Source organism: Sulfurimonas sp. (assembly GCF_023229105.1).
Classification (GTDB): domain Bacteria; phylum Campylobacterota; class Campylobacteria; order Campylobacterales; family Sulfurimonadaceae; genus Sulfurimonas.
The window spans coordinates 1-20,645 of sequence record NZ_JALNZY010000032.1 but is presented as its reverse complement, the minus strand read 5'-3'; the positions used below and the strand labels follow the sequence as shown (position 1 = coordinate 20,645).

Below are 20,645 nucleotides of genomic sequence, written 5' to 3'. Positions count from 1 at the left end.
AAAATGAAATCATATATTTACGAGTATAGCAAATGATATTTCTAACTATATTTTTTATGGGTTTGCAATTAGGGGCAACTGCTTGCGCTATTAGTTGTATGCCTGTAATGAGTCCTATTTTACTAGCGAATGGAGAAGATAAATCAAGAACTATGAAAATTTTAGTTCAGTTTTTTGGAGCTAAAGTAGTTGCTTATACTCTCATAGCAGTTTTAGCTTTTTTTGGAGCTAGTTTAGTCAAATCTATGATTGAAAATTCTTTTTTTTCACAAATATTAGGTGCTTTTATCATTTTGCTTGGTAGTTGGCTTTTTTTTACAGCCCTAAGAGCTAAAAAATCCTGCATAAAGGATTGCACAAATTCAAAAGTATCTACTTTAGGATATCTAGGAATCGGGTTTTTTAGTTCTTTTAGTTTTTGTGCTCCTATGATGTCTCTTGTTTTACTAAGTTCTACAACTGCAGATTTTAGCACTTCGCTACTGTATGGTATCTCTTTTGGTTTAGGTGTAGTTTTGATACCATTTTTGTTTTTTTACTTATTTATCTTCAAAATAAGCTCAAGTATTACTGTGCAATTAGCAAAATATAAAAAGCATATAGAAATTTTTGCTTCATTATTGTTAATTATCATAGGATTTTTAGTTTACTATCAACATTTGAAACTATAAAAAGCTTAACTTAAATATTTATTGAGTATAATTCGCGGATTTTTCTTTTGCTAATATGCTCATGAAAATATTAACAGGTATGTGTCAAAAAATCAGTGCAACTCCTTTTTTAGGGAATAATTGTTCGACATTGCCAAAACTAACTGATAAAAATTCTGGCTGAAAAATGCCCTTAAAGGACCTTGAATGGTAACTATGAAAGACCTATTAGAGTGTGGTGTACACTTCGGACACCAAACACGTCGTTGGAACCCGAAAATGAAAAAATATATCTTCGGTGTTCGTAAAAATATCTATATAATAGATTTACAAAAAACATTACGTTATTTCCGTAACACGTACCAAATCGTTGTAGATGCTGCAGCAGAGGGTCAAACTGTTCTTTTTGTTGGAACAAAAAAACAAGCACGTCAATCAGTAAGAGATGCGGCAATCGCATGTGGAATGCCTTACGTTGACAACAGATGGTTAGGCGGTATGCTTACTAACTTCCCTACTATTCAAAAAAGTATCCGTAAACTTGATGTTATCTCTGAGATGCAAGAAAATGGTCAAATTGATCTTTTAACGAAAAAAGAAGCACTTATGCTTACTCGTCAAAAAGAGAAGTTAGAATCATATTTTGGCGGTATTCGTGATATGAAAAAACTTCCTGATATGCTTTTTATTGTTGATGCAGTTAAAGAACACATCGCTGTTTTAGAAGCTCGTTGTTTAGGTATTCCAGTTGTTGCTCCACTTGACACAAACTGTGACCCTGACCTTATCACTTACCCAATTCCTGGAAATGATGATGCTATCCGTTCTATTCAACTGTTTTGTCGTGAAATGACAGAAGCTATCAATGAGGGCAAGGCTCTAAAAGATGGCGGGAAAATTGGTGTTGAAGAAGAATTAGCGGCAGAGGAGTCTGTTGCTGCTGAAGATACTGAAGTATCTGAAGTAGAAGATTTAGAAAAAGAGGAAGCGTAATTATGTCAGTTACAGCAGCAATGGTAAAAGAGTTGCGTCAAGCAACTGATGCACCTATGATGGATTGTAAAAAAGCTTTAGTTGAGTGTAATGCAGATATGCAAAAAGCAACAGAGTGGCTAAAAGAGAGAGGTATCGCTCAATCAGCTAAAAAAGCTGATAGAGTTGCTGCTGAGGGTCTTGTAGGTTTTAAACTTGCAGATGATTTTTCTCAAGCTACAATAGTTGAAATCAACTCTGAGACGGATTTTGTCGCTCAAAATGAGGGCTTTCAAAATCTAGTTCTTAAAACAACAGAAGAGGTTTACTCTACTTCTCCCTCTGATGTAGAAAATTTAAAAGCAACATCTTTTGGTTCATACTTCTCAGAAGCAGTTGCAAAAATCGGCGAGAAGATAGATATTCGTCGTTTTGCTACACTCAAGGCTGATGATGAAACTGTTGCATTAAACGGTTATATTCACTCAAACAATCGTATTGCAGTTATTGTTTTAGCAAAATGTGATAGCAAAAAAACAGCAGAGGGATTAGTTCCAATGCTTAAAAATGTTGCTATGCATGCATCTGCTATGAAACCGACTACACTATCTTTTAAAGATTTTGACGCTGATTTCGTACAAGCTGAGACAATCGGTAGAATAGAGACTATCAAAAAAGATAATGAGGAGCTTGCTCGTCTTAAAAAACCTCTTAAAAATGTACCTCAATATATCTCTATGAGTCAATTGACTGATGCAGTTTTAGCTCAAGCTGAAGCAGATATCAAAGCAACTCTAAAAGCTCAAGGCAAGCCTGAACAAATTTGGGATAAAATTATTCCAGGTTCACTTGCTCGTTTTATAGATGACAATACGACTTTAGATAAAGAACTTGCACTACTAGACCAAACTTATGTTCTAGATGACAAAATGACAGTCGCTCAGGCTGTTGAGGCAGAAGCTAAAAAACTTGGCGGAACTGCTGAAATCGTTGACTTTGTTCGTTTTGAAGTCGGTGAGGGAATAGAGAAAAAAGTAGATGACTTCGCTGCAGAAGTCGCTGCTCAAATGAGTTAAGGAGAGATCCTTAACTCCTCTGCTATAAATAACAATCAAAATTCCAATATTATCCAACTATACAAATCAAAAATGATATAATTTTTTCAAATAACCATTAAGGGTACATTTTGAATAAAAATAAAATCATTGTCATCGGCGGAGGATACGGCGGTCTGCGCACTGTCAAGAAACTCGCAAAAAATCCCCAAAATGAGATAATTCTTTTAGATAAAAATTCCTACCATTTTGCACAAACTGAAGTTTATGATTTAATAGCAAACGAAGAAGATTTTGCACAGGTAAGTGTTGATCTTTTTACTTTTTGTAGCGGATTTGACGGCAATGTAACATTCTTAAAGCAATATGTTAACAGCGTTGATTTTAAAAACAAAAAAGTCATTACCTCCATTCAAAGATACAGCTATGACTACCTTGTAATTGCTGTTGGCGCACGTACTAGATACTTGTCCAATGTAATTGGATTACGCGAGTATGCTTATGGAGTAAAAGCTCTCTATCGTGCTATGTATTTTAAGCAAAAATTTGAGATGTCGCTTTTTAATAGAGTCCAAGAGAGTGGAACCAACTGCAAGCCAATCAACATTATAGTTGCAGGTGGAGGACTTAGCGGAGTAGAGATAGCGGCGCAAATGGCATCATTTTCAAAGGAGTTTTACCGTAAAAATAATTTTATATGCAGAAAGTTAAATATAGTCCTTATAAATGCCCATGAGCATGTACTCTTTGGGCTGGATAAATATCTTGTAAAAAAAACAGAAAAAAGATTAAAAAAGTTAGAGATAGTTATTAAAAGCAATCAAAAGGTTGTTGAGATAACGCAAAGTAGCGTAAAACTTAGCAGTGGAAAAGTATTGCTTATGGATTTTATGATATTTGCTGGCGGAATTGAGCCAAACTCTTTAGTGCATACACTTGATTTGGATAAAAATGAGAGGGGATATATAGTTTCAAATAGCCATCTTCAAACACAAAATTATAGTAATGTTTTTGCTATAGGCGACTGCACAACTATCTATGACAACGGCAAGGTTTTGGCTCCAACGGCAGATATAGCGGAGCAGATGGCTGATGTTTGCGTTAAAAATATAAATAGACTAATAGAAACAAAACCTTTAATAGCGCATAAAATAAAATCTCGCGGAATCCTAATTGCACTAGGAAGAGATTACGCTGTAGCTAAAATATTTGGTTTTTATTTTAGCGGTTATTTTGCCTATATAATGAAAAAATTAGTTGAGAGGGTTTACGAAAAAAGCTTAGATATTCAATCAGGCAGAGGCTATAAAAAGATATTTTGTGATGAAAAATAGGTTATAATCCCTTTATGAATTTACTATCTGCAAAAAATTTATCACACAGTTTTGATTATGAGCTATTCAATGATATTTCACTCGATTTACAAGAGGGGGAGTCTGTAGCTATTATAGGTATAAGCGGAAGCGGAAAATCAACCCTGCTTAATATTTTATCAACACTTTTAAAGCCCGATGAGGGAGTTGTATCTCTTTTTGGCGAAGATGTCTCAGGTATGAGTAAAAAGAGATTATCGCAAATCAAAAGAGATGAATTGGGACTTGTTTTTCAGTCTCACTATCTTTTTAAAGGCTTTAGCTCTTTGGAAAATTTGGAGATTGCTGCAATACTCTCGCAACAAGATATTGATGAAAATCTTTTAAAAAGATTAAAAATCGATAAGGTAATAAATCAAAAAGTTACTGAACTCTCAGGCGGTCAGCAGCAAAGAGTATCTATCGCTAGAGTGCTTACAAAACAGCCTAAGATTCTTTTTGTAGATGAGCCGACTGGAAACTTGGACAAACTTACGGCAAATGAGGTAATGGATATATTTTTTGAATATATCAAAGAGCGCAAAGCAGGGATGGTTTTAGTAACTCATGACGAAGATCTTGCGCACAGATGCGATAATGTTTATAAACTAATAGATAAAGCGCTAGTAAGAGTTAGTTGATTTTAGAAGGGACCTGACAATGGCTTGGACAGAAATCTTTAGTGATACATACATAGTCGGTTTTATACTTCTGTTTTTTAGATTCGGTGCACTTTTTATGGCTGTACCCATCTTCTCTCATAATAGTATTCCAATGAGTATAAAAGCATCACTAGCATTCTTTTTTACTATAGTCTTTTACTCCTCTATGCCGCCTCTTGCGATACAAATAAACATGCCAAATATTTTTTTGGCAATTTTAAGCGAACTTTTTTTTGGTTTGGCGATAGGAATAGTTCTTCAGATAGCGTTTAATGCCATAACCTTTGCCGGTGGACAGATATCGTTTATGATGGGTTTCTCAATGGCTAGCGCGATAGACCCGCAATCTGGAATCTCTATGCCTATTATTTCACAATTTTTATCTCTTATTGCACTAATGATACTTTTTTCGATAGATATGCATCACTGGATGCTGCTTTTTATTGACAGCTCTCTTCACAATATTCCTCTAGGAGGCTTTTTGATGAGTGAGAATCTTTTCAAGTATATCATCATGGCTACATCCAACATGTTTATGGTCGGATTTATGATTGCATTCCCAATTATCGCCCTTTCGTGGCTTGCAGATGTTATATTTGGAATGCTTATGAAAACAATGCCGCAATTCAACCTTCTTGTTATCGGTTTCCCGATAAAAATCATGGTCTCCTTTGTTGTTTTAATTGCAACTCTAAGCGCAACTATGTTGATTTTAAAGTCTCAGATGCTAGGAGCTTTTAACTTTTTAGAGACGTTTTTTTAGTTTTTTTTGATACAATAATGTCAAAAGAGCCGTCAAGGGGAACCTGTAATGAAAATTTTACTGTTAAATAATAATCCAGTTGTCAATAAGCTAGTAACTCTGAGTGTGCAAAAAACTTCGGATGAGTTAGACAAAGCAGAGAACCCTGAAGAGATAGAGTCAATATTTTATGACCTTTTAATTGTAGATGATGGCATATATAGCGAAGAGTTGTTAAAAGAGGTAAATACTAAAATAGAGTGTAATAGCTCTCTTTTTATCTATGCAAAAGATGCTAAAGTGGTAGAAGGTTTTACAAAAACCATGCAAAAACCTTTTTTACCTACGGATTTGGTTGAGACACTTATCTCTTTCGCAAAAGAGATAAATAAAGCGGATGAAGCAAAGGCGCAAGAGAGCCATGATATAGACAAAGAAGATGCTTTTGCTCTTGATGATGAGGATTTTGGTGAAATAGACGAACTTGAAGCTGAAGATGAACTTGAAGACGAAGATGAACTTGAAGACGAAGCTGAAGATGAACTCGAAGACGAACTTGAAGCCGAATTTGAAGATGAAGATGAAGATGAAGATGAAGCAGAAATTAATATCTTAGATAAAGATGAGCTCCAAGAGGTGCAAAATCTTTTAGAAGAGACGGAAGCCCAAGAGTCGGAATCTGAAGATGAAGATATAGATTTTGAGGATGAAGAGTTAGAGTCTGAAGAAGAGGATGAGTTAAATCTTGAGGATGAAGAGTTAGCATCAGAAGAAGATTTGAAAGTGGATGAAGAAGAGTTGGAGTCTGAAGAAGACGCGTTTGAAGAAGAAGAAGAAGACGAGTTGAATTTTGAGGATGAAGAGTCGGAGCCTGAAGAAGATGAGTTGAATTTTGAGGATGAAGAGTCGGAACCTGAAGAAGAAGATGAGTTAAATCTTGAGGATGAAGAGTTAGCATCAGAAGAAGATTTAAAAGTGGATGAAGAAGAGTTGGAGTCTGAAGAAGAGGTGCTTGAAGAAGAGGATATGTTTGAAGAGAATGAGTTAAATTTTGAGGATGAAGAATTTGATGAAAATGATTTAGAATCACAAATCCACGAAGCGGTTCAAGAGCTTAGTAATGAAGATTTGCAGAGTGAAATAGATGAAGATATCTTGTTAGATATCGACTCTCTAACAAGTAGAGATTTAAAGCTTGCTATAGGCGAAGAGGTAGAGCCAGAGCAGTTTGAAGATGCGGATAACGCAGATGAAGAAGTTTTAAAAGAGGCACAAGAGTCAGATGCTAAAGGTTTGCCAAGTAAAAAAGAGGAGTCAAAAGATGCTTCTGATGAGGGAGTCGAGGCTCTAAAGAAACTATTAAAAGCATTGACAAATGAGGACGTAGCGGCTTCACTTAAAGGGATGAAAATAAGCATAAACATAACTATAGGCGAGAAGTGATGAATCACAAATCAGGAGCAATTTTAGTTCTTTCAGGTCCTAGCGGAGCAGGAAAGAGCTCTTTATTAAATGAGATAATAGGTGATATCGGGGAGTGCTATTTTTCAATATCCACTACTACACGCCCTGCTAGAGAAGGCGAGGTAGATGGAGTACACTACTATTTTGTGGATGAGGTAGAGTTTAAGAAAGATATAGAAGAGGAGCTGTTTTTAGAGTACGCTTTTGTGCATGGTAATTACTACGGCACATCAATAAAACCTGTAAAAGAGGCGCTCAAAAACGCTAAATTGGTCATCTTTGATATAGATGTGCAGGGAAACGCAACTATCATAAACAGACTCGGCGACATAACAACGTCTGTATTTATCTCTCCCCCGACACTCTCTGAATTAAAAAAGCGTCTCCAAGAGCGCTCTACGGATTCTCAAGAGGTTATTGATCGTCGTATAGATATGGCAAAAAGAGAGATACAAAGAATCAGCGAGTATGATTTTCTTATTGTAAACGACAACTTCAAGGAAGCAGCAGATACTCTTAAAATCATAGCAAATGCGGCAAGAGTAAAAATTCCCGGTAATGAGATAAATGATTTTGTAAGAAAATGGGAAGATATATAATCAAGAAGAAAATAATAGAGTTACAATAAGAGAAGTTACAGCAAATTTAGTTATAATTTCGGACTTAAAATATATAAGGAATAAAAATGGGAATGCCTGGCGGACAAGAACTGTTAATAATCTTAGCAATCGTGGTTTTACTTTTTGGTGCAAAAAAGATACCTGAATTAGCAAAAGGACTCGGTAAAGGAATCAAAAACTTTAAAGCTGAGATGAAAAATGACGATGATGAAGAGATAAAAACTGCATCAACGGAGACTCCAAAAAAAGTAGAATCTAGTGATGAAGTTGCTTCAAAAGAAGCTCCAAAAACCACAGAACAAGCGTAACTTTTGAAACAACGAGTATCGGCGCTTTTGCGTGAAAAGTTTGGTCGTGAAGTTGTTTTAGAGAAGCCTCGTGACCGCTCTTTTGGTCACTTTGCTACACCCATTGCTTTCTCAATGGCAAAGGAACTTAGAGAGTCTCCTATGAAAATAGCCGAGGAGTTAGCCTCCTCCTTTAACGAATCTGATTTTTTTAGCAGTGTTGACTCCGTAAAAGGGTATCTCAATTTTCGTCTTAGCGAGAACTTTTTAAACGAATATGCTGCTTGGGCACTAAAAAATCCAGATCAGTTTGCCAAGCAGGAAAAAAATGAGAAGATTCTTTTGGAGTTTGTAAGTGCAAATCCAACGGGGCCGCTTCATATTGGACATGCAAGAGGCGCAGTTTATGGGGATACTCTTTATAGATTAGCAAAGCATCTAGGGTATGACATAACTGCCGAGTATTATGTAAATGATGCAGGCAACCAGATTGATTTGTTAGGACTTTCTATCCAGCTTTATGGGCGTGAGAGTATACTCAAAGAGAGTGTTGAGTACCCGCAGAGTTACTATAGAGGTGATTATCTAGCACCGCTGGCACAGGATGCTGTAGTGAAGTTTGGCATTGAGATTTTGAGTGATGAGTCTCGCCAAAAAGAGCTGGCACTTTGGGCAAAAGACGGTGTTATGGAGATTATTAAAAAAGATTTGGCGGCTACAAATATCTTTTTTGACACTTTTGTGTATGAGTCATCTCTTTATAAAGATTGGGATAGAGTTATGGTCAAAATGGGCGATGGCATCTATAAAAAAGAGGATAAAGTTTTTATAGCATCAAGTCAAAAAAGTGATGATTCAGACAGGGTTGTTGTTCGTGAAGATGGTCGTCCAACATATCTTGCCGGCGATATAGTCTATCATAACCAAAAGTTTGAGCGCGGATATGAGCACTATATAAATATCTGGGGAGCTGATCATCACGGATATATCGCAAGAGTAAAAGCAGCAGTTGAATTTTTAGGCTATGAGAGTGCAAAACTGGAAGTTTTACTCTCTCAAATGGTAAGTTTATTAAAAGATGGCGAGCCTTATAAAATGAGTAAGCGTGCTGGTAATGTTATACTTATGAGCGATATAGTTGAGGAGATAGGAGCTGATGCTCTAAGATTTATCTTTGCTTCAAAAAAGAGTGATACGGCTTTGGAGTTTGATCTCTCGGAGTTTAAAAAGCAGGATAGTTCAAATCCTATTTTTTATATCCAGTATGCACATGCAAGAATAAAAACTATTATCTCAAAGAGCGATTTGAGCGAAGATGAGATAATGTCTGCAACTCTGAAAAATTTAGGTGAAAATGCAGATATGTTGATGTTTGATGCATTGCTTTTGCCTGAAATTATTGAAGATGCTTTTAGTTCAAGGCAGGTTCAAAAACTTCCCGAATATCTAAAATCACTTGCCGCATCTTTGCATAAGTTTTACTATGACTGCAGAATAATTGGAACAGAGGATGAGGCAAAGCTCCTAAAACTCTTAATGGTTGTGGGATTATCTCTTCGCACCGGTCTCTCTTTAATGGGGATAACGGCCAAAGACTACATGACAAAAGAGGAAGATTAGAACTTAAGGCTAGGATATAGCTTTAAGGCTTCTTCTAATTGAAATTTTGTAATTTGCAATAAAATCGGATTTTTACTCTCATCAAGCCAAGAAGCTATTTTTTTAATCTCTTCAAGAGTCATGGATGTACATCCTGAAGTTGGCGCATCTTTTTCTTTTTGAACATGTATAAATATACAAGAGCCTCTTTTTTTAAGCTGCTTTTTGTTGTGTCCTACGACAATTCCCAATTCATATTGTCCGTCGTCTCTTCTAATCTCTTCAAAGCTCTTTGGCATATCTTTTGGCTTTTTTATGATTTGATTGTAAAAATCAGAGTTGGAGTCATCTACACAAATCAAATCTTTTTGCGCAAAAGTATATGGCATCTTAAATTTCAAATTTTCTTCATAGCCAAATATAAAATCAAGCGTAAATATTCCTATCGGTGCTTTTTTGTCACCCTCATATTTCATAGGCTCCATTTTTGTGCCTAAAAGCTGGGTTTTACCCACTCCATGCCCAAAACCACGCGCTCCTACATTCACTTCAAACGTGTCAAAAACCTGCACCCCGTCCTCAAAACAGAACAGCTTTGCTTTAGTGGAATTATAGTCATCGCCAATGACTAAAATGATTTGTTCGCCCGCAAAAACAAACATTTGAGAAATTATAATAATTAAGAAACTTTTTACCATAAAGTATGTTACTATTACCAAAATATGAAGCAGGTTAATTTTTTAGAAATGGAAAAGATTTTATGAGTATAAATATAAGAAAAGCTACTAGTGAAGATGCACCTTTTTTGGCACAGATGATTTTGCAAAGCACTAGAGCTGATAAAAAAATCGGAATCTATGATTTGATTTTTAAAGTAAACAATGATAAAGAAGTTCTGAACTATTTAGAAAAATTAACATATACAAAGGCAAAATCAAGTTGTCATTATAGTAATTTTTTAATTGCAGAGATAGACGGTAAAAGTGTAGGATCTCTTTGTAGCTATGAGCCTAGGATTTCTACGCAAGAGGTGTTTATGGAGGCTCTTAGCGAGATTGGTATTGATGGCGAGGAGAGCGAGTATTTTGGTCTTATGAATATTTGTGGATTTGTTTTAAATACCAGAACATTAATCTTTGATTATATGGAGGAGTTAGAGGGTTTTATGGATGTTGGCATCTTAAAAGCGCTTATGCATAAAAGTCTTTTGAGTGCAAGACTAAAAGGCTACCGTATAGCTCAAACTATAGTAGAAATCGGCTCACTAGAGACTCTTTTATATTATAAAAAACTAGGGTTTAAAGAGGTTAAGCAAAAAGAGTGCGAACCTTATAAAGAGATTTTCGGCAGACCCGGTTTGGTTTTATTATCTATAGAATTTTGATTGGTTTAACATAGAACTCTCTGCTTTATCTGTTTTTCCATCGCTCCTTGCTATTATCTTAGCACTATACACAAAAAACGTAATGTTGTCGCTTTTTGGTGGAATAGTGCTGGGTGCTTTTGTACTAAATGATTTTTCGCTTCTTCCCTCCATTGAAAATATATTTTCCCTATTTATCTCTTTAGTATCTGAAGCTTGGATATTAGAAACATTAGCTTTTGCGATTTTGGTTGGAAGCATAATGGCATTAATTGAAAAATCAGGTGGAATAGAGGGTTTTGTAGATTTTATGCAGCATAAAACAGGGCTGGTAAAATCTGGACGTTCTGCTTTGGTTTTGAGCTACATCATAGGGATTTTTATCTTTATAGAGTCAACCATTACCTCTCTGATTGCCGGTGCAGTCGGAAAACCTTTTTGTTATAAATATAAAATTCCTAGTGCAAAACTAGCCTTTGTCTGCGATTCGACTGCGGCTCCTGTTAGCTCACTTATTATCCTAAATGGATGGGGCGCACTTCTTTTGGGGCTTATAACTACACAAATATCTTTGGGCACCTTAAATCTTGATGCACTAGACCTTCTCTTAAAGAGCGTTTTATACAATTTTTATGCAATAGTCGCTCTTGTGGTTACCTTTGTGGCGATATGGTTTAATATAGACATAGGCGCTATGAAAAGGGCAAAGCACAAGCCTAAAAATGAGGAGATTGCTAGCAGGGACGGGGCAACCATGTTTTATATGCTTTTGCCGATTTTTTTAATGGTCTTATCTGTTTTTCTGTTTTTGTATATAACCGGGGATGGAGATATTTTAAGAGGAAACGGTTCTAGTTCAATTTTTTACACGATGCTATTTACGCTTATTTTTACACTCTTTTACTTTGTCGGTACAAAAAACATGACTCTTTCTCTATGGAGCAAAACAGCTTTTAAGGGGGCGTTAAAACTTGTGCCGATAGCACTCATACTTCTTTTTGCTTTTGGCATAGGAGATATGACTACACAGTTAAAAACAGGTCATTTTTTAGCTTCATTGGTAAATGAAAACCTAAGCGTCTCTTTTTTGGCAGCTGTAATTTTTATAATAGCTTCTCTTATCTCTTTATCAACAGGAACAAGCTGGGGGACATTTAGCATCATGATTCCCATTGCTCTTCCTATGGCAGTTTCGATGGATGCAAATATCGCTCTTTGCGTAGGAGCAGCTATCTCTGGTGGTGTATTTGGGGATCACTGCTCACCTATATCAGATACAACTATTATAGCGGCGATGGCAACTGATTGTGAGCTGGTAGAACATACAAATACACAACTCCCTTACGCATTTATTAGCTGGGGAGTTGCGTTTGTGTTGTTTGTTTTTTTTGGACTAATTTTCTAAAGCTCTGTTTATGGAGTAGCGCATATCATCATCAAGGTTTTCCATACCGCTCAACATCCATCTAAGATATGCTGCGTCGCTGTGGGCTACTTCTTGTAGTGTCTTGCCTTTGTATTTTCCAAAGTTAAATGATTTTATAAGTATAGGAGTTAGTGTTAAATCCACCATCTTCTCAACTGGATTTTCTTTGGGAAATTGTGCTAAAACAGCCTCTTTTAGCTTGCTTAAAAAGAGTTTTAAAACCAATACGTCACCGATAGCATCATGAGCTTTTATGGTTACGCCTAAATCATCAGCCTCCTTTTGCTCCTCTGTGTATAGACCCATTTTGTAGCGAAAGTATTGAAGTCTATGTGCCTCTTCATCAGGAAACATGTGCTTGGCTACTCTTAGTGTATCTATAACTTTCATCTGAGTTTTAAAACCCTCTTTTTCAAGCATTTTCATGTCAAAAGGAGCGTTATGGATGATAAGATAGTTATCGTCTATATTTAGCTCTTGGAGTCTTTTATAAGAGCTGCTCTCTTTACATGTACCCTTGCCCACAAGCATGCTTGGAGTGATTCCATGAACCTCCATGGCTGCAAAACTAATAGGAACATCAGAGCTGAAAAACTCATTTTGAACCTCAATTTTTTTTTCGCCTAAAACCATAAATCCAAGCTGGATAACTCTGTCTAATTCGCCTATCCCTGTTGTTTCAGTATCTAAAATAATATATTTTGCCATTTATCAAGTATCCCGTAAAAAGTTTTTAAGCTATAATATTATCTAAAAAGGCTTACATGTACCATCTTATTATAATTTTTTGTTTTTTGATTCCCATCTCTGTTTTTGCACTTAAAATTGAACAAACACCCATAGAGTTCTCAGATGTTAGGGTAGAACTTACAAAAGATTATATAAAAGAGCATTACGATTTAGAGGTAAAAGATATAAAAATTGTTCCAAAAATCATAGTTATCCATCATACGGCGATAGATGATTTTAATAACTCTATCTCCCGTTTTATATCCCAGACTTTGCCTAGTGATAGACCTGATATAAAAGGCGGGGGAGCACTAAATGTCTCTGCGCACTTTATGGTTGAGCGAGATGGAACTATTCATCAGCTGATGCCCCTAGAGTTTATGGCGCGTCATGTTATAGGGCTGAACTACAACTCCCTCGGCATAGAGAATGTCGGCGGGCAAAACTCCAAAGATAACCTAACAAACGAGCAGTTAAAGGCAAATATTTTCCTTGTAAATTATCTCAAAACAAAGTTTCCTACAATTGAGTATGTTATAGGACATTACGAATACAGATGTTTTGAAGGTAACGAGTTTTGGCTTGAGGTAAACAGAGGCTATAGGACAAAAAAAGATGACCCGTCTGTAAGATTTATGCAGGAGATAAGAGCAAACATAGAGGGTTTTAAAGGTGCTCCTTGCACTCAAGGTCATAAATGATTAGCTCGCCTCTTTCTTATCTCTTTGTTCTCGCACTCCTATCTGCCGTTATTAGCCTCTTTGAACAAAAAAGCAGGTTGAAGTTTTTTAAGTATGTTCCATCTTTTGTGTTGATATATATATTTAGCATGTTTTTGGCTTCTTTTGGGGTGTTCGAGCAAAACGAAGCCATATATGCTATATATAAAAACACAAAACAAAACCTGCTTCCAGCGATGCTTTTTCTGATGCTGTTGCAAGTTGATATCAGGGATTTTTTCAAACTCGGCAAACCTCTGCTTATCTCTTACGCTTTGGCACTTTTTTCACTCTCTTTTGCTTTTATAGTAATCTCCTTTCTTTTTGATTTTGATAAGGAGATGGCATCTGCTTTTGGCGCATTAAGCGGAAGCTGGATGGGAGGTGTGGCAAATATGGTAGCAGTCGGTTCTGCTTTGGATGTCTCACAAGAAGCATTTGGATACGCACTTATAGTTGACAGCGTAAACTACACTATCTGGATAATGTTTCTGCTTTTTTTAACCCCATTTGCACACCATTTTAACTCCTTTACCTCTTCATATGAGCAGATGGCAAAGCTTGGTGTAATAGGTTGTGCCTGCAGTATAGGAGCAAAGAGATACTGGCTTTTGATATTTTTATCAATCGTTGTTGCATTTGTGGTAAATCTTATAGCTTCAAGCGGATTTGTGCTTTTAAACTACACGACAACAACTGTTATTTTAGCCACTATGCTTGGCATTTTAGGCTCATTTACAAGGTTAAAGAGCCTAAACGGCTCAAGCGAAGTAGCAACTTCAATGCTCTATATGTTAATAGCGTTAATAGGCTCAAAAGCACTCTTTGAAAATTTTGAGGGAGTAGGTTTGTATGTTTTTGCAGGGTTTTGCATCTTGCTTATCCATGCGCTTATAATGGTAGTAGGCGCTAAGATATTTAGACTTGACCTCTTTAGCATCGCCATAGCTTCGCTCTCAAATATAGGCGGCGTAGCATCAGCATCTATACTTGCAGCAACCTACAACAAAGCACTTGTGGGAGTCGGCGTTTTAATGGCAATAATGGGCTATATAGTAGGAACTTTCGGCGGTTTGGCGATTGGGAATGTTTTGGTTTGGATGGCGGGGTGAGGGAATAAACTTGTGTTATTTATCATCATCTGTTTTTGCTAAAAATTTATCAATTTTAAAAAAAACAAGATTGAAGCGGTGCTAATTACACCCAAAAACTGGGTGTAGAGAAAAAGCAGAAATTTTATTTAGATGCTTCTTTAAGCAGTTTTACAACAGTTCCATGTCTGTTTTTAGTTGCGTAATCAAGAGCCGTTTCTCCGTCTCTGTCTTTGGCTTGAACATCTGCACCCTTTTTAATTAAAAGTTTAACAACTTCACTCATCCCTTTTTCGGCAGCATTGATAAGTGGTGTTTCTTTAAATTTATCTTCAACATTTACATCTGCACCGCTATTTATTAAAAGTATTGAAGCCTCTGAAAGACCGACTCTTGTTGCATAAAGAAGAGGTGTTGATTTATCTTTGTCTATAGCATTAACATTCGCACCTTTTTTTATAAGATAGACAGCCGTATCAGATTTAGAATTCTGAAGAGCAACAATTAGAGGAGTTTTACCATACTTGTCCTCTTCATTAATCCCAGACCCGTCTTTTAATAATTTAGTCACACTGTTTGTTAGCCCATCTTTAGCAGCATAAAAAATAGGAGCAGTGTCATCAGAAGCTTTTACATCGGTTTTTGCACCTTTATCTATGAGCTTCTCGAAAAGTTTTGGCATATCAAATTCCATAGCAAAAAAGAGTGGAGATTTACCGTCTTTATCTTTTACATTTACATCAGCACCTTTTTCGATTAAATTTACGCCAAGCTCAGAAGAGGAGCTTTTAGAGGCATAAAGCAGTGGGGTACTACCGTCTTTGGCTTTTACATTAATATCAGCACCTTTTTTTATAAGATACAATGATGCATTGGTAAGCCAATTTTTTGTTGTAAGAAGAAGAGGTGTTATGCCATCTTTATCTTTTGCATTAACATCAGCGCCTTTGTTAACAAGCAATATTACTAAATCATCAAGCATGCCTTGAGCGGCACAGTGAAGAGAAGTCTCATTATAGATGTTTTTAACATTGATTTTTGCACCTTTTTCAACAAGAAGCTTTGAAGCTTTTAGATGCCCGCTGCGTCCTGCAAACATCAGTGGTGTAAAACCATTATTAGCAGCATTAATATCAGCCCCATTTTTCAAAAGCAATTTTATAACTTCACTCTTGCCGGCAGCAGAAGCAGACATCAAAGGTGTGTAACCTTCTTCATCAACAGTATTAACATCAGCACCATCCTTAATCAAGCGCTCAACCGTTTCAATAGAATCGTCACTTATGTTTTCTTGATCTAAAATAGTTATAATTCTCTTGCCCTTTTCATCGGCCATTGAGTGTTGAGGAATAAATAACACAAAAGCAGCAATCAACAAGACTGAAGCAAAATTTCTTTTAATAAACATCTGTTTTCCTTTTTTATAACTTACAGAATAGAATTCTAGCATATAGATGTTTTTTTAATAGTTATATTTCTTTTTTTTATATTAAAATTTTTATTATGTTACACATTAGAAGAAAAATTTAAAAAATAACACCCTGTAAAGGAATCCCCTCTTTTTAATCAGACTCCTTATAAATACTCATAGATGGAAATGCAAATTCTAAGGAATTTTTCTCTAAAATCTCCATGATTTTAAATAAAATGTCCTCTTTTACTTCAAGCCACTCGCTCCAAACTACACTCTTTGTAAAGCAGTAGATAAGAATGTTAATGCTTGAGGGTGCAAACTCATCAAGAAATACAAATAATGTCTTTTTTATACCTACCTCATCCTCTCTTGAGACAAGCTTTGAGCTTCTAGTTGATTGATAGTTATATTTTGTATTTTCAGTAGCTATTTGAGGATGCGCTTCTAACATTTGGCGAATCTGCAAAAGGGCATTTCGTATATCCTCGCTCTTTGAGTTATATTTTATGCCAAGATTCATTTTTATTCTACGACCAAGTGAGCGTTTATTCCAGTTTTTGACCTCTTTGTTTGCAAGTATAGAGTTAGGAATAGCGATAATAGCATTATCAAAGGTTCTAAGAGTCGTAACCCTAAGACCAATTTCAACAACAGTTCCCTCTAAATCATTTACAACTATCCAATCTCCTTGAGAAAAAACATCACTAAAGAGGATTGAGAGAGTTCCAAAAAAGTTTGCCAAGGAGTCTTTAGATGCAAGCGCCACAGCCAAACCACCGATACCAAGTCCTGAGAGAACAGCGGTTAAATTCACACCTGCGAGATAAAGAATAACAAGAAAACCAATAATCATAATAACAAAGTTGATTATCTTAATACCAACATTTACAACTTCTCTTTTTATCTTTTTATCTACAGTTTGCATTTCCTGAATTTTTATAGATAGTACGATATTTATTACTCTATAGACTATAAAGGTTAGTAAAATCGCATAAAAGATTCTAAAGAGTTCACTTAAGTTGCCAACACCTGAAAAGTCATAATAGATAAAGATTAAAATCTCTATACTTATAAATATCATCATAATTTCCATGAGTTTTCTGATGCTATTTAAGATATCCTGAGAGTATTTTTTCAAAGAGTTTATCTTAACTATAAAAGACTCTATCTTGATGTAGATATATGTGCGAAGAATATACATAAGAATCGACACAACTATCATAAATATAATCTTTACAACACTAAAACCATAAGGTTCTATGATGGAGTTTATGCTCTGTGCTACTGATGTATTGTTTATAAAGATAACCGGTTTTATGAGGTTAAAGTTTGAGTATTTATTTAGTCTATACATCTTTTTTTCAAACATAGATAGGTACTTTAACACATCAGCATTTATCTCTATGAGTGCGTAGAAGTCTTTTATGTTTTGTTGTGCTTGTTGTAGGATTTTTGAGTCTTGATTTAAGGCTAAAATATCAGAATACTCAACACTAGTAAGCGGGGCAATATCCTCTTGGTTTTTTGCAAACATCTCGTGCATATAGGCTTGATACTCTACAAAACTCATATCGTTTAAAGCTAATAATATATTTTTGAGCATTTTATTTTGAGCATACAATAGTTTGTAGGATTTTACTAAAACCTCATCCCTTATTACAGCATAGTTGTTTTCTAGGCGCTTATTTAGCTTGATAATTTTCTCTAGCGCAAAGATTTGAGTATCAAAAGTTTTATAGTTATTTATAAACTCCTCTTTATGTATTAAAAACTCATCTAGTCTTTGTGAATAGAGATTTTTTTGCTCTTGTGCCATGAGCATGATTTTTTCTTGAGTAGCATTGCTATCGTTTATTTGTTGTATTAGCTCTATCTGTTTATATAAAAAAGGCAATTCCTTAAAATTTGATTCTACAGCCAAGAGTGGCAGCGTTAAAATTAAAAATATGATTAGTTTTTTGATAAGTAACTCCTTTTGCTCTGTAATTTTAGTCATTGGATTATATTTTACCAAATGAATTTGAAAAAAGATATAATTTAGAGTCTTTAAAAAAAGTAGGCTTTTACCGGGTTAGTAATTGCCTGGTTTATAGGGGACATTTTAACTAAAATATATGAGAGTGCTGCAAAGAGTAGGCTCTGCAAAAGGTGGATATTGATTAGTCAAATGAAAATAACAAATATTACAACACAAGTAAAACAGATAGAATTAAAGACTCCCTTTAAAACAGCTCTGCGGGAGACTTCACATGTAGAGTTTGTGCGAGTGTTTGTGGAGGATGATGCTGGTAATGTGGGTATTGGCGAGGCACCTGCTACAAAGGCGATAACGGGGGAGGATATAGAGATTATTCTTGAGTCCGTGCAGAGCGTAAAGGAAAGCTTTTTAACTCTTACATGCAAAGAAGCCTTAGAGTTTTTGCACACTTCATGTAAGATTGGTTCAAGTGCAAAAGCGGCGCTTGATATGGCGTTTATATCTCTGCATCTAAAAGAGACAAACCAAACGATGGCTAGTTATTTTGGTATAAAAAATCTCACTCCCATAAAAACGGATGTGACTATAAGCTTGAACTCCGTTGATGCTATGATGCAAGACGCAAAAAAGGCGTATGAAGAGGGCAAATATATACTAAAAGTTAAAGTCGGTAGTGATGTTTTGCATGCTGTAGATATTGTGAGGCGTATAGCAAAGGAGCTGCCTTCATGCGAGATTTTAGTTGATGCAAATCAGGCTTGGAATTTTGAGAGCACACTTTTGTTTATCAAAAATATGTTTGATCTAAAAGTAGAGCTGATTGAACAACCCGTGGTTGCAGCGGACTTAGATACTCTAAAAAAGATTACACACTTCTCAAGCATCCCAATACTTGCTGATGAGGCGGTTTTTAATCTTGAAGACGTTAAAAAAGTTATGGAGTCGCAAAGTGCAAATATGATAAATATCAAGCTTATGAAGTGCGGTGGAGTAACAAAAGCCATAGAGATTTTGGAGTATGCAAGGCAAAATAACATTACATGCATGTTAGGCTCGATGCTAGAAGGACCTTACTCTATAAACATAGCTCTGTATCTGGCATTTGCCTACAGGGATGTTGTGAGATATGTGGATTTAGACAGCCCTTTGCTTTACAAAGAGCCATCAAGTGAGTTGGATTTTATTTTCAGCGGGTGCGAGATTTTATTTAAAAATTGATATTTTGCACTTTTTGTAAAAAATGGCAAAATCCCTGTAAATCTCGAAAAATTTGTTTTTCGTAGCTTTAGGGGGTTGCAAGGGACAGATGTCCCTGCCACTAAAACGGACGAGTTCGTTTTAGTGCGTAACATCAACTAAAAGTTAAAGCTCTGCTTCTTAAATACTTTAAACTCTTTTGCTACTTTTTCTTTCTCAAGTCCTAGAGTTTCAAGGACTTTTGGATTTACTAAAAACCAGCCTAAAACTACATTTACTTTATCCTCTTTTTGAAGTTTAAACTCACGCTTTACTTCTCTTTTTTCATTTGCGCCAATCATGGTGTCTTTTAGAGTTGTGTCCGCCACCCATGGCATAGAAGGTTTGCCGTCTTTGCCGATAACCCTTATAAAAACTTCATCTTCGAGCTTAATGGTTTTGCCCTCTCTTATTACATTGATTTTTAAAACTGCCATTCGCATAGGATGAAGCAAAAGCGCATGTGAAGTTCGGTTATCTATGTTGATGATAAAGTGGTCGATATTTCTTAGGATGGATATGTTTACATACTCTTTAAGCATATCTGAGTGGTAATGCGCTCCTGCAAAACCATGAAAAGAGTGTGTTTTTGTCTCTATAATGGAGGAAAAACTTCCCTCTACTTTTGGCATATGACAACTTACGCAGTTTGCTTGGCTCATCTCGTCATTTACGTTTGTTGAGCAGAGATTTAGACCTGCTTTGTTAAGGTTGTGCGAATGGCATCCGATGCAGACATTGCCATTTTTAAAGTTTATGTTTTCGTCGGTTATGATTTTATGATAAGGAGAATTAAGAGAGCTTCTAGTTGATCCATAGTAACTTTTTTTCTCTTTTGAGATGATGTTTGTGTTGCTCTGTTTATGCTTTTCGATGCCCTCTATGCGGTGGCAGTAAGCACAGCTAATCGCTTCTTGATGAGTTGAATTGTTTGCATCAAACATAGCTTTTTGAGTGGGTAAGAGCATCTTGTCTAAGTTGTCTGCAGTGGGAGTGTGGCACTTGCCACAGCTGTACTGTTCGCTTTTTGTCATGGCTACTTGTTTGTCCCAAACAGCTTTATGGATTGCATCTTTATCTGGTGTTGCATTCGCATGTAAGGAGCCGTAAAACTCATCATATATTTGAGCATGGCATTTTTGACAATCTTTGCTAGGCGCAAACTCATGAACGGCGTCATTTGCAAAAACAGCGACAATTATAGATAAAAAAAGAGATAGCTTTTTCATAAATATATCCTTTAGAAATTAGATTTGAATTATAACACGCTTTTTAACTACTCGTTT

The 20,645-nt window shown here is 35.8% G+C and carries 20 protein-coding genes; 15 read left to right on the top strand and 5 right to left on the bottom strand.

The window, feature by feature from the left end; translation table 11 throughout:
* Positions 1-32: 32 nt before the first annotated feature.
* The 10 genes from M0Q17_RS05900 to argS all read left to right on the top strand — a co-directional run bounded on the left by M0Q17_RS05900 (position 33) and on the right by argS (position 9,424).
* Entirely contained in the window at positions 33-671 is a 639-nt protein-coding gene (locus M0Q17_RS05900) for a sulfite exporter TauE/SafE family protein (protein ID WP_295084484.1), read from the top strand.
* Between the two features lie 186 nt (positions 672-857).
* Positions 858-1,643: a 30S ribosomal protein S2 gene (gene rpsB, locus M0Q17_RS05895; RefSeq protein ID WP_295084481.1), complete on the top strand. Its 786-nt coding sequence runs from the start codon at positions 858-860 to the stop codon at positions 1,641-1,643.
* Positions 1,644-1,645: 2 nt separating this feature from the next.
* On the top strand, positions 1,646-2,698 hold the full coding sequence (gene tsf, locus M0Q17_RS05890) for a translation elongation factor Ts (protein WP_295084479.1): 1,053 nt from the start codon (positions 1,646-1,648) through the stop codon (positions 2,696-2,698).
* 110 nt (positions 2,699-2,808) lie between these two features.
* Positions 2,809-4,011, top strand: coding sequence for an FAD-dependent oxidoreductase (locus M0Q17_RS05885; RefSeq protein WP_295084477.1), 1,203 nt, complete (start codon positions 2,809-2,811; stop codon positions 4,009-4,011).
* A gap of 14 nt (positions 4,012-4,025) precedes the next feature.
* Positions 4,026-4,670, top strand: coding sequence for an ABC transporter ATP-binding protein (locus M0Q17_RS05880; protein WP_295084473.1), 645 nt, complete (start codon positions 4,026-4,028; stop codon positions 4,668-4,670).
* A 19-nt stretch (positions 4,671-4,689) separates the two neighbouring features.
* Positions 4,690-5,454, top strand: a complete 765-nt coding sequence (fliR, locus tag M0Q17_RS05875; protein WP_295084470.1) for a flagellar biosynthetic protein FliR — start codon at positions 4,690-4,692, stop codon at positions 5,452-5,454.
* Between the two features lie 48 nt (positions 5,455-5,502).
* Positions 5,503-6,876 (top strand): hypothetical protein, encoded by a 1,374-nt coding sequence (locus tag M0Q17_RS05870; protein WP_295084467.1) that lies wholly within the window; start codon positions 5,503-5,505, stop codon positions 6,874-6,876.
* Positions 6,876-7,496 (top strand): guanylate kinase, encoded by a 621-nt coding sequence (gene gmk, locus M0Q17_RS05865; RefSeq protein WP_295084464.1) that lies wholly within the window; start codon positions 6,876-6,878, stop codon positions 7,494-7,496. The genes M0Q17_RS05870 and gmk overlap by 1 nt, the downstream gene beginning before the upstream one ends.
* Positions 7,497-7,582: 86 nt before the next feature.
* Positions 7,583-7,825: a twin-arginine translocase TatA/TatE family subunit gene (locus M0Q17_RS05860; RefSeq protein WP_295084462.1), complete on the top strand. Its 243-nt coding sequence runs from the start codon at positions 7,583-7,585 to the stop codon at positions 7,823-7,825.
* Positions 7,826-7,828: 3 nt separating this feature from the next.
* Complete coding sequence (gene argS, locus M0Q17_RS05855) at positions 7,829-9,424, top strand: arginine--tRNA ligase (protein ID WP_295084460.1); 1,596 nt, start codon at positions 7,829-7,831, stop codon at positions 9,422-9,424.
* Here the strand turns inward: argS and M0Q17_RS05850 are convergent.
* The gene (locus M0Q17_RS05850) at positions 9,421-10,101 is read right to left on the bottom strand and encodes a L,D-transpeptidase family protein (RefSeq protein ID WP_295084457.1); all 681 of its coding nucleotides are present in this window, start codon (positions 10,099-10,101) and stop codon (positions 9,421-9,423) included. The genes argS and M0Q17_RS05850 overlap by 4 nt on opposite strands.
* A 62-nt stretch (positions 10,102-10,163) precedes the next feature.
* Between M0Q17_RS05850 and M0Q17_RS05845 the strand changes: the two genes are divergently transcribed.
* On the top strand, positions 10,164-10,787 hold the full coding sequence (locus M0Q17_RS05845; protein WP_295084455.1) for an acyl-CoA acyltransferase: 624 nt from the start codon (positions 10,164-10,166) through the stop codon (positions 10,785-10,787).
* An 82-nt stretch (positions 10,788-10,869) separates the two neighbouring features.
* A complete protein-coding gene (locus tag M0Q17_RS05840; RefSeq protein ID WP_295084452.1) occupies positions 10,870-12,171 on the top strand; it encodes a Na+/H+ antiporter NhaC family protein in 1,302 nt (433 codons plus the stop codon).
* On the opposite strand, the gene M0Q17_RS05835 is transcribed toward M0Q17_RS05840, so the two are convergent.
* Positions 12,160-12,900 carry a 3'-5' exonuclease gene (locus tag M0Q17_RS05835; RefSeq protein ID WP_295084449.1) on the bottom strand — a complete coding sequence of 247 codons (741 nt, stop codon included), beginning with the start codon at positions 12,898-12,900 and terminating at the stop codon, positions 12,160-12,162. The two genes, M0Q17_RS05840 and M0Q17_RS05835, sit on opposite strands and share 12 nt — an antisense overlap.
* Positions 12,901-12,956: 56 nt before the next feature.
* Here M0Q17_RS05835 and M0Q17_RS05830 point away from each other — a divergent pair, with 56 nt between their 5' ends.
* Entirely contained in the window at positions 12,957-13,622 is a 666-nt protein-coding gene (locus tag M0Q17_RS05830; RefSeq protein ID WP_295084447.1) for a peptidoglycan recognition family protein, read from the top strand.
* Positions 13,619-14,752 (top strand): DUF819 family protein, encoded by a 1,134-nt coding sequence (locus M0Q17_RS05825; RefSeq protein ID WP_295084444.1) that lies wholly within the window; start codon positions 13,619-13,621, stop codon positions 14,750-14,752. Before M0Q17_RS05830 ends, M0Q17_RS05825 begins: the two co-directional genes overlap by 4 nt.
* A 124-nt stretch (positions 14,753-14,876) precedes the next feature.
* On the opposite strand, the gene M0Q17_RS05820 is transcribed toward M0Q17_RS05825, so the two are convergent.
* The gene (locus tag M0Q17_RS05820; protein ID WP_295084441.1) at positions 14,877-16,139 is read right to left on the bottom strand and encodes an ankyrin repeat domain-containing protein; all 1,263 of its coding nucleotides are present in this window, start codon (positions 16,137-16,139) and stop codon (positions 14,877-14,879) included.
* Between the two features lie 154 nt (positions 16,140-16,293).
* Positions 16,294-18,141, bottom strand: coding sequence for a mechanosensitive ion channel family protein (locus M0Q17_RS05815; RefSeq protein ID WP_295084439.1), 1,848 nt, complete (start codon positions 18,139-18,141; stop codon positions 16,294-16,296).
* A gap of 171 nt (positions 18,142-18,312) precedes the next feature.
* On the opposite strand from M0Q17_RS05815, the gene M0Q17_RS05810 reads away from it, so the two are divergent.
* Positions 18,313-19,341: a dipeptide epimerase gene (locus tag M0Q17_RS05810; RefSeq protein WP_295084437.1), complete on the top strand. Its 1,029-nt coding sequence runs from the start codon at positions 18,313-18,315 to the stop codon at positions 19,339-19,341.
* A 137-nt stretch (positions 19,342-19,478) separates the two neighbouring features.
* Here the strand turns inward: M0Q17_RS05810 and M0Q17_RS05805 are convergent, their stop codons facing one another.
* Entirely contained in the window at positions 19,479-20,588 is a 1,110-nt protein-coding gene (locus M0Q17_RS05805) for a multiheme c-type cytochrome (protein WP_295084434.1), read from the bottom strand.
* Positions 20,589-20,645: the final 57 nt, after the last annotated feature.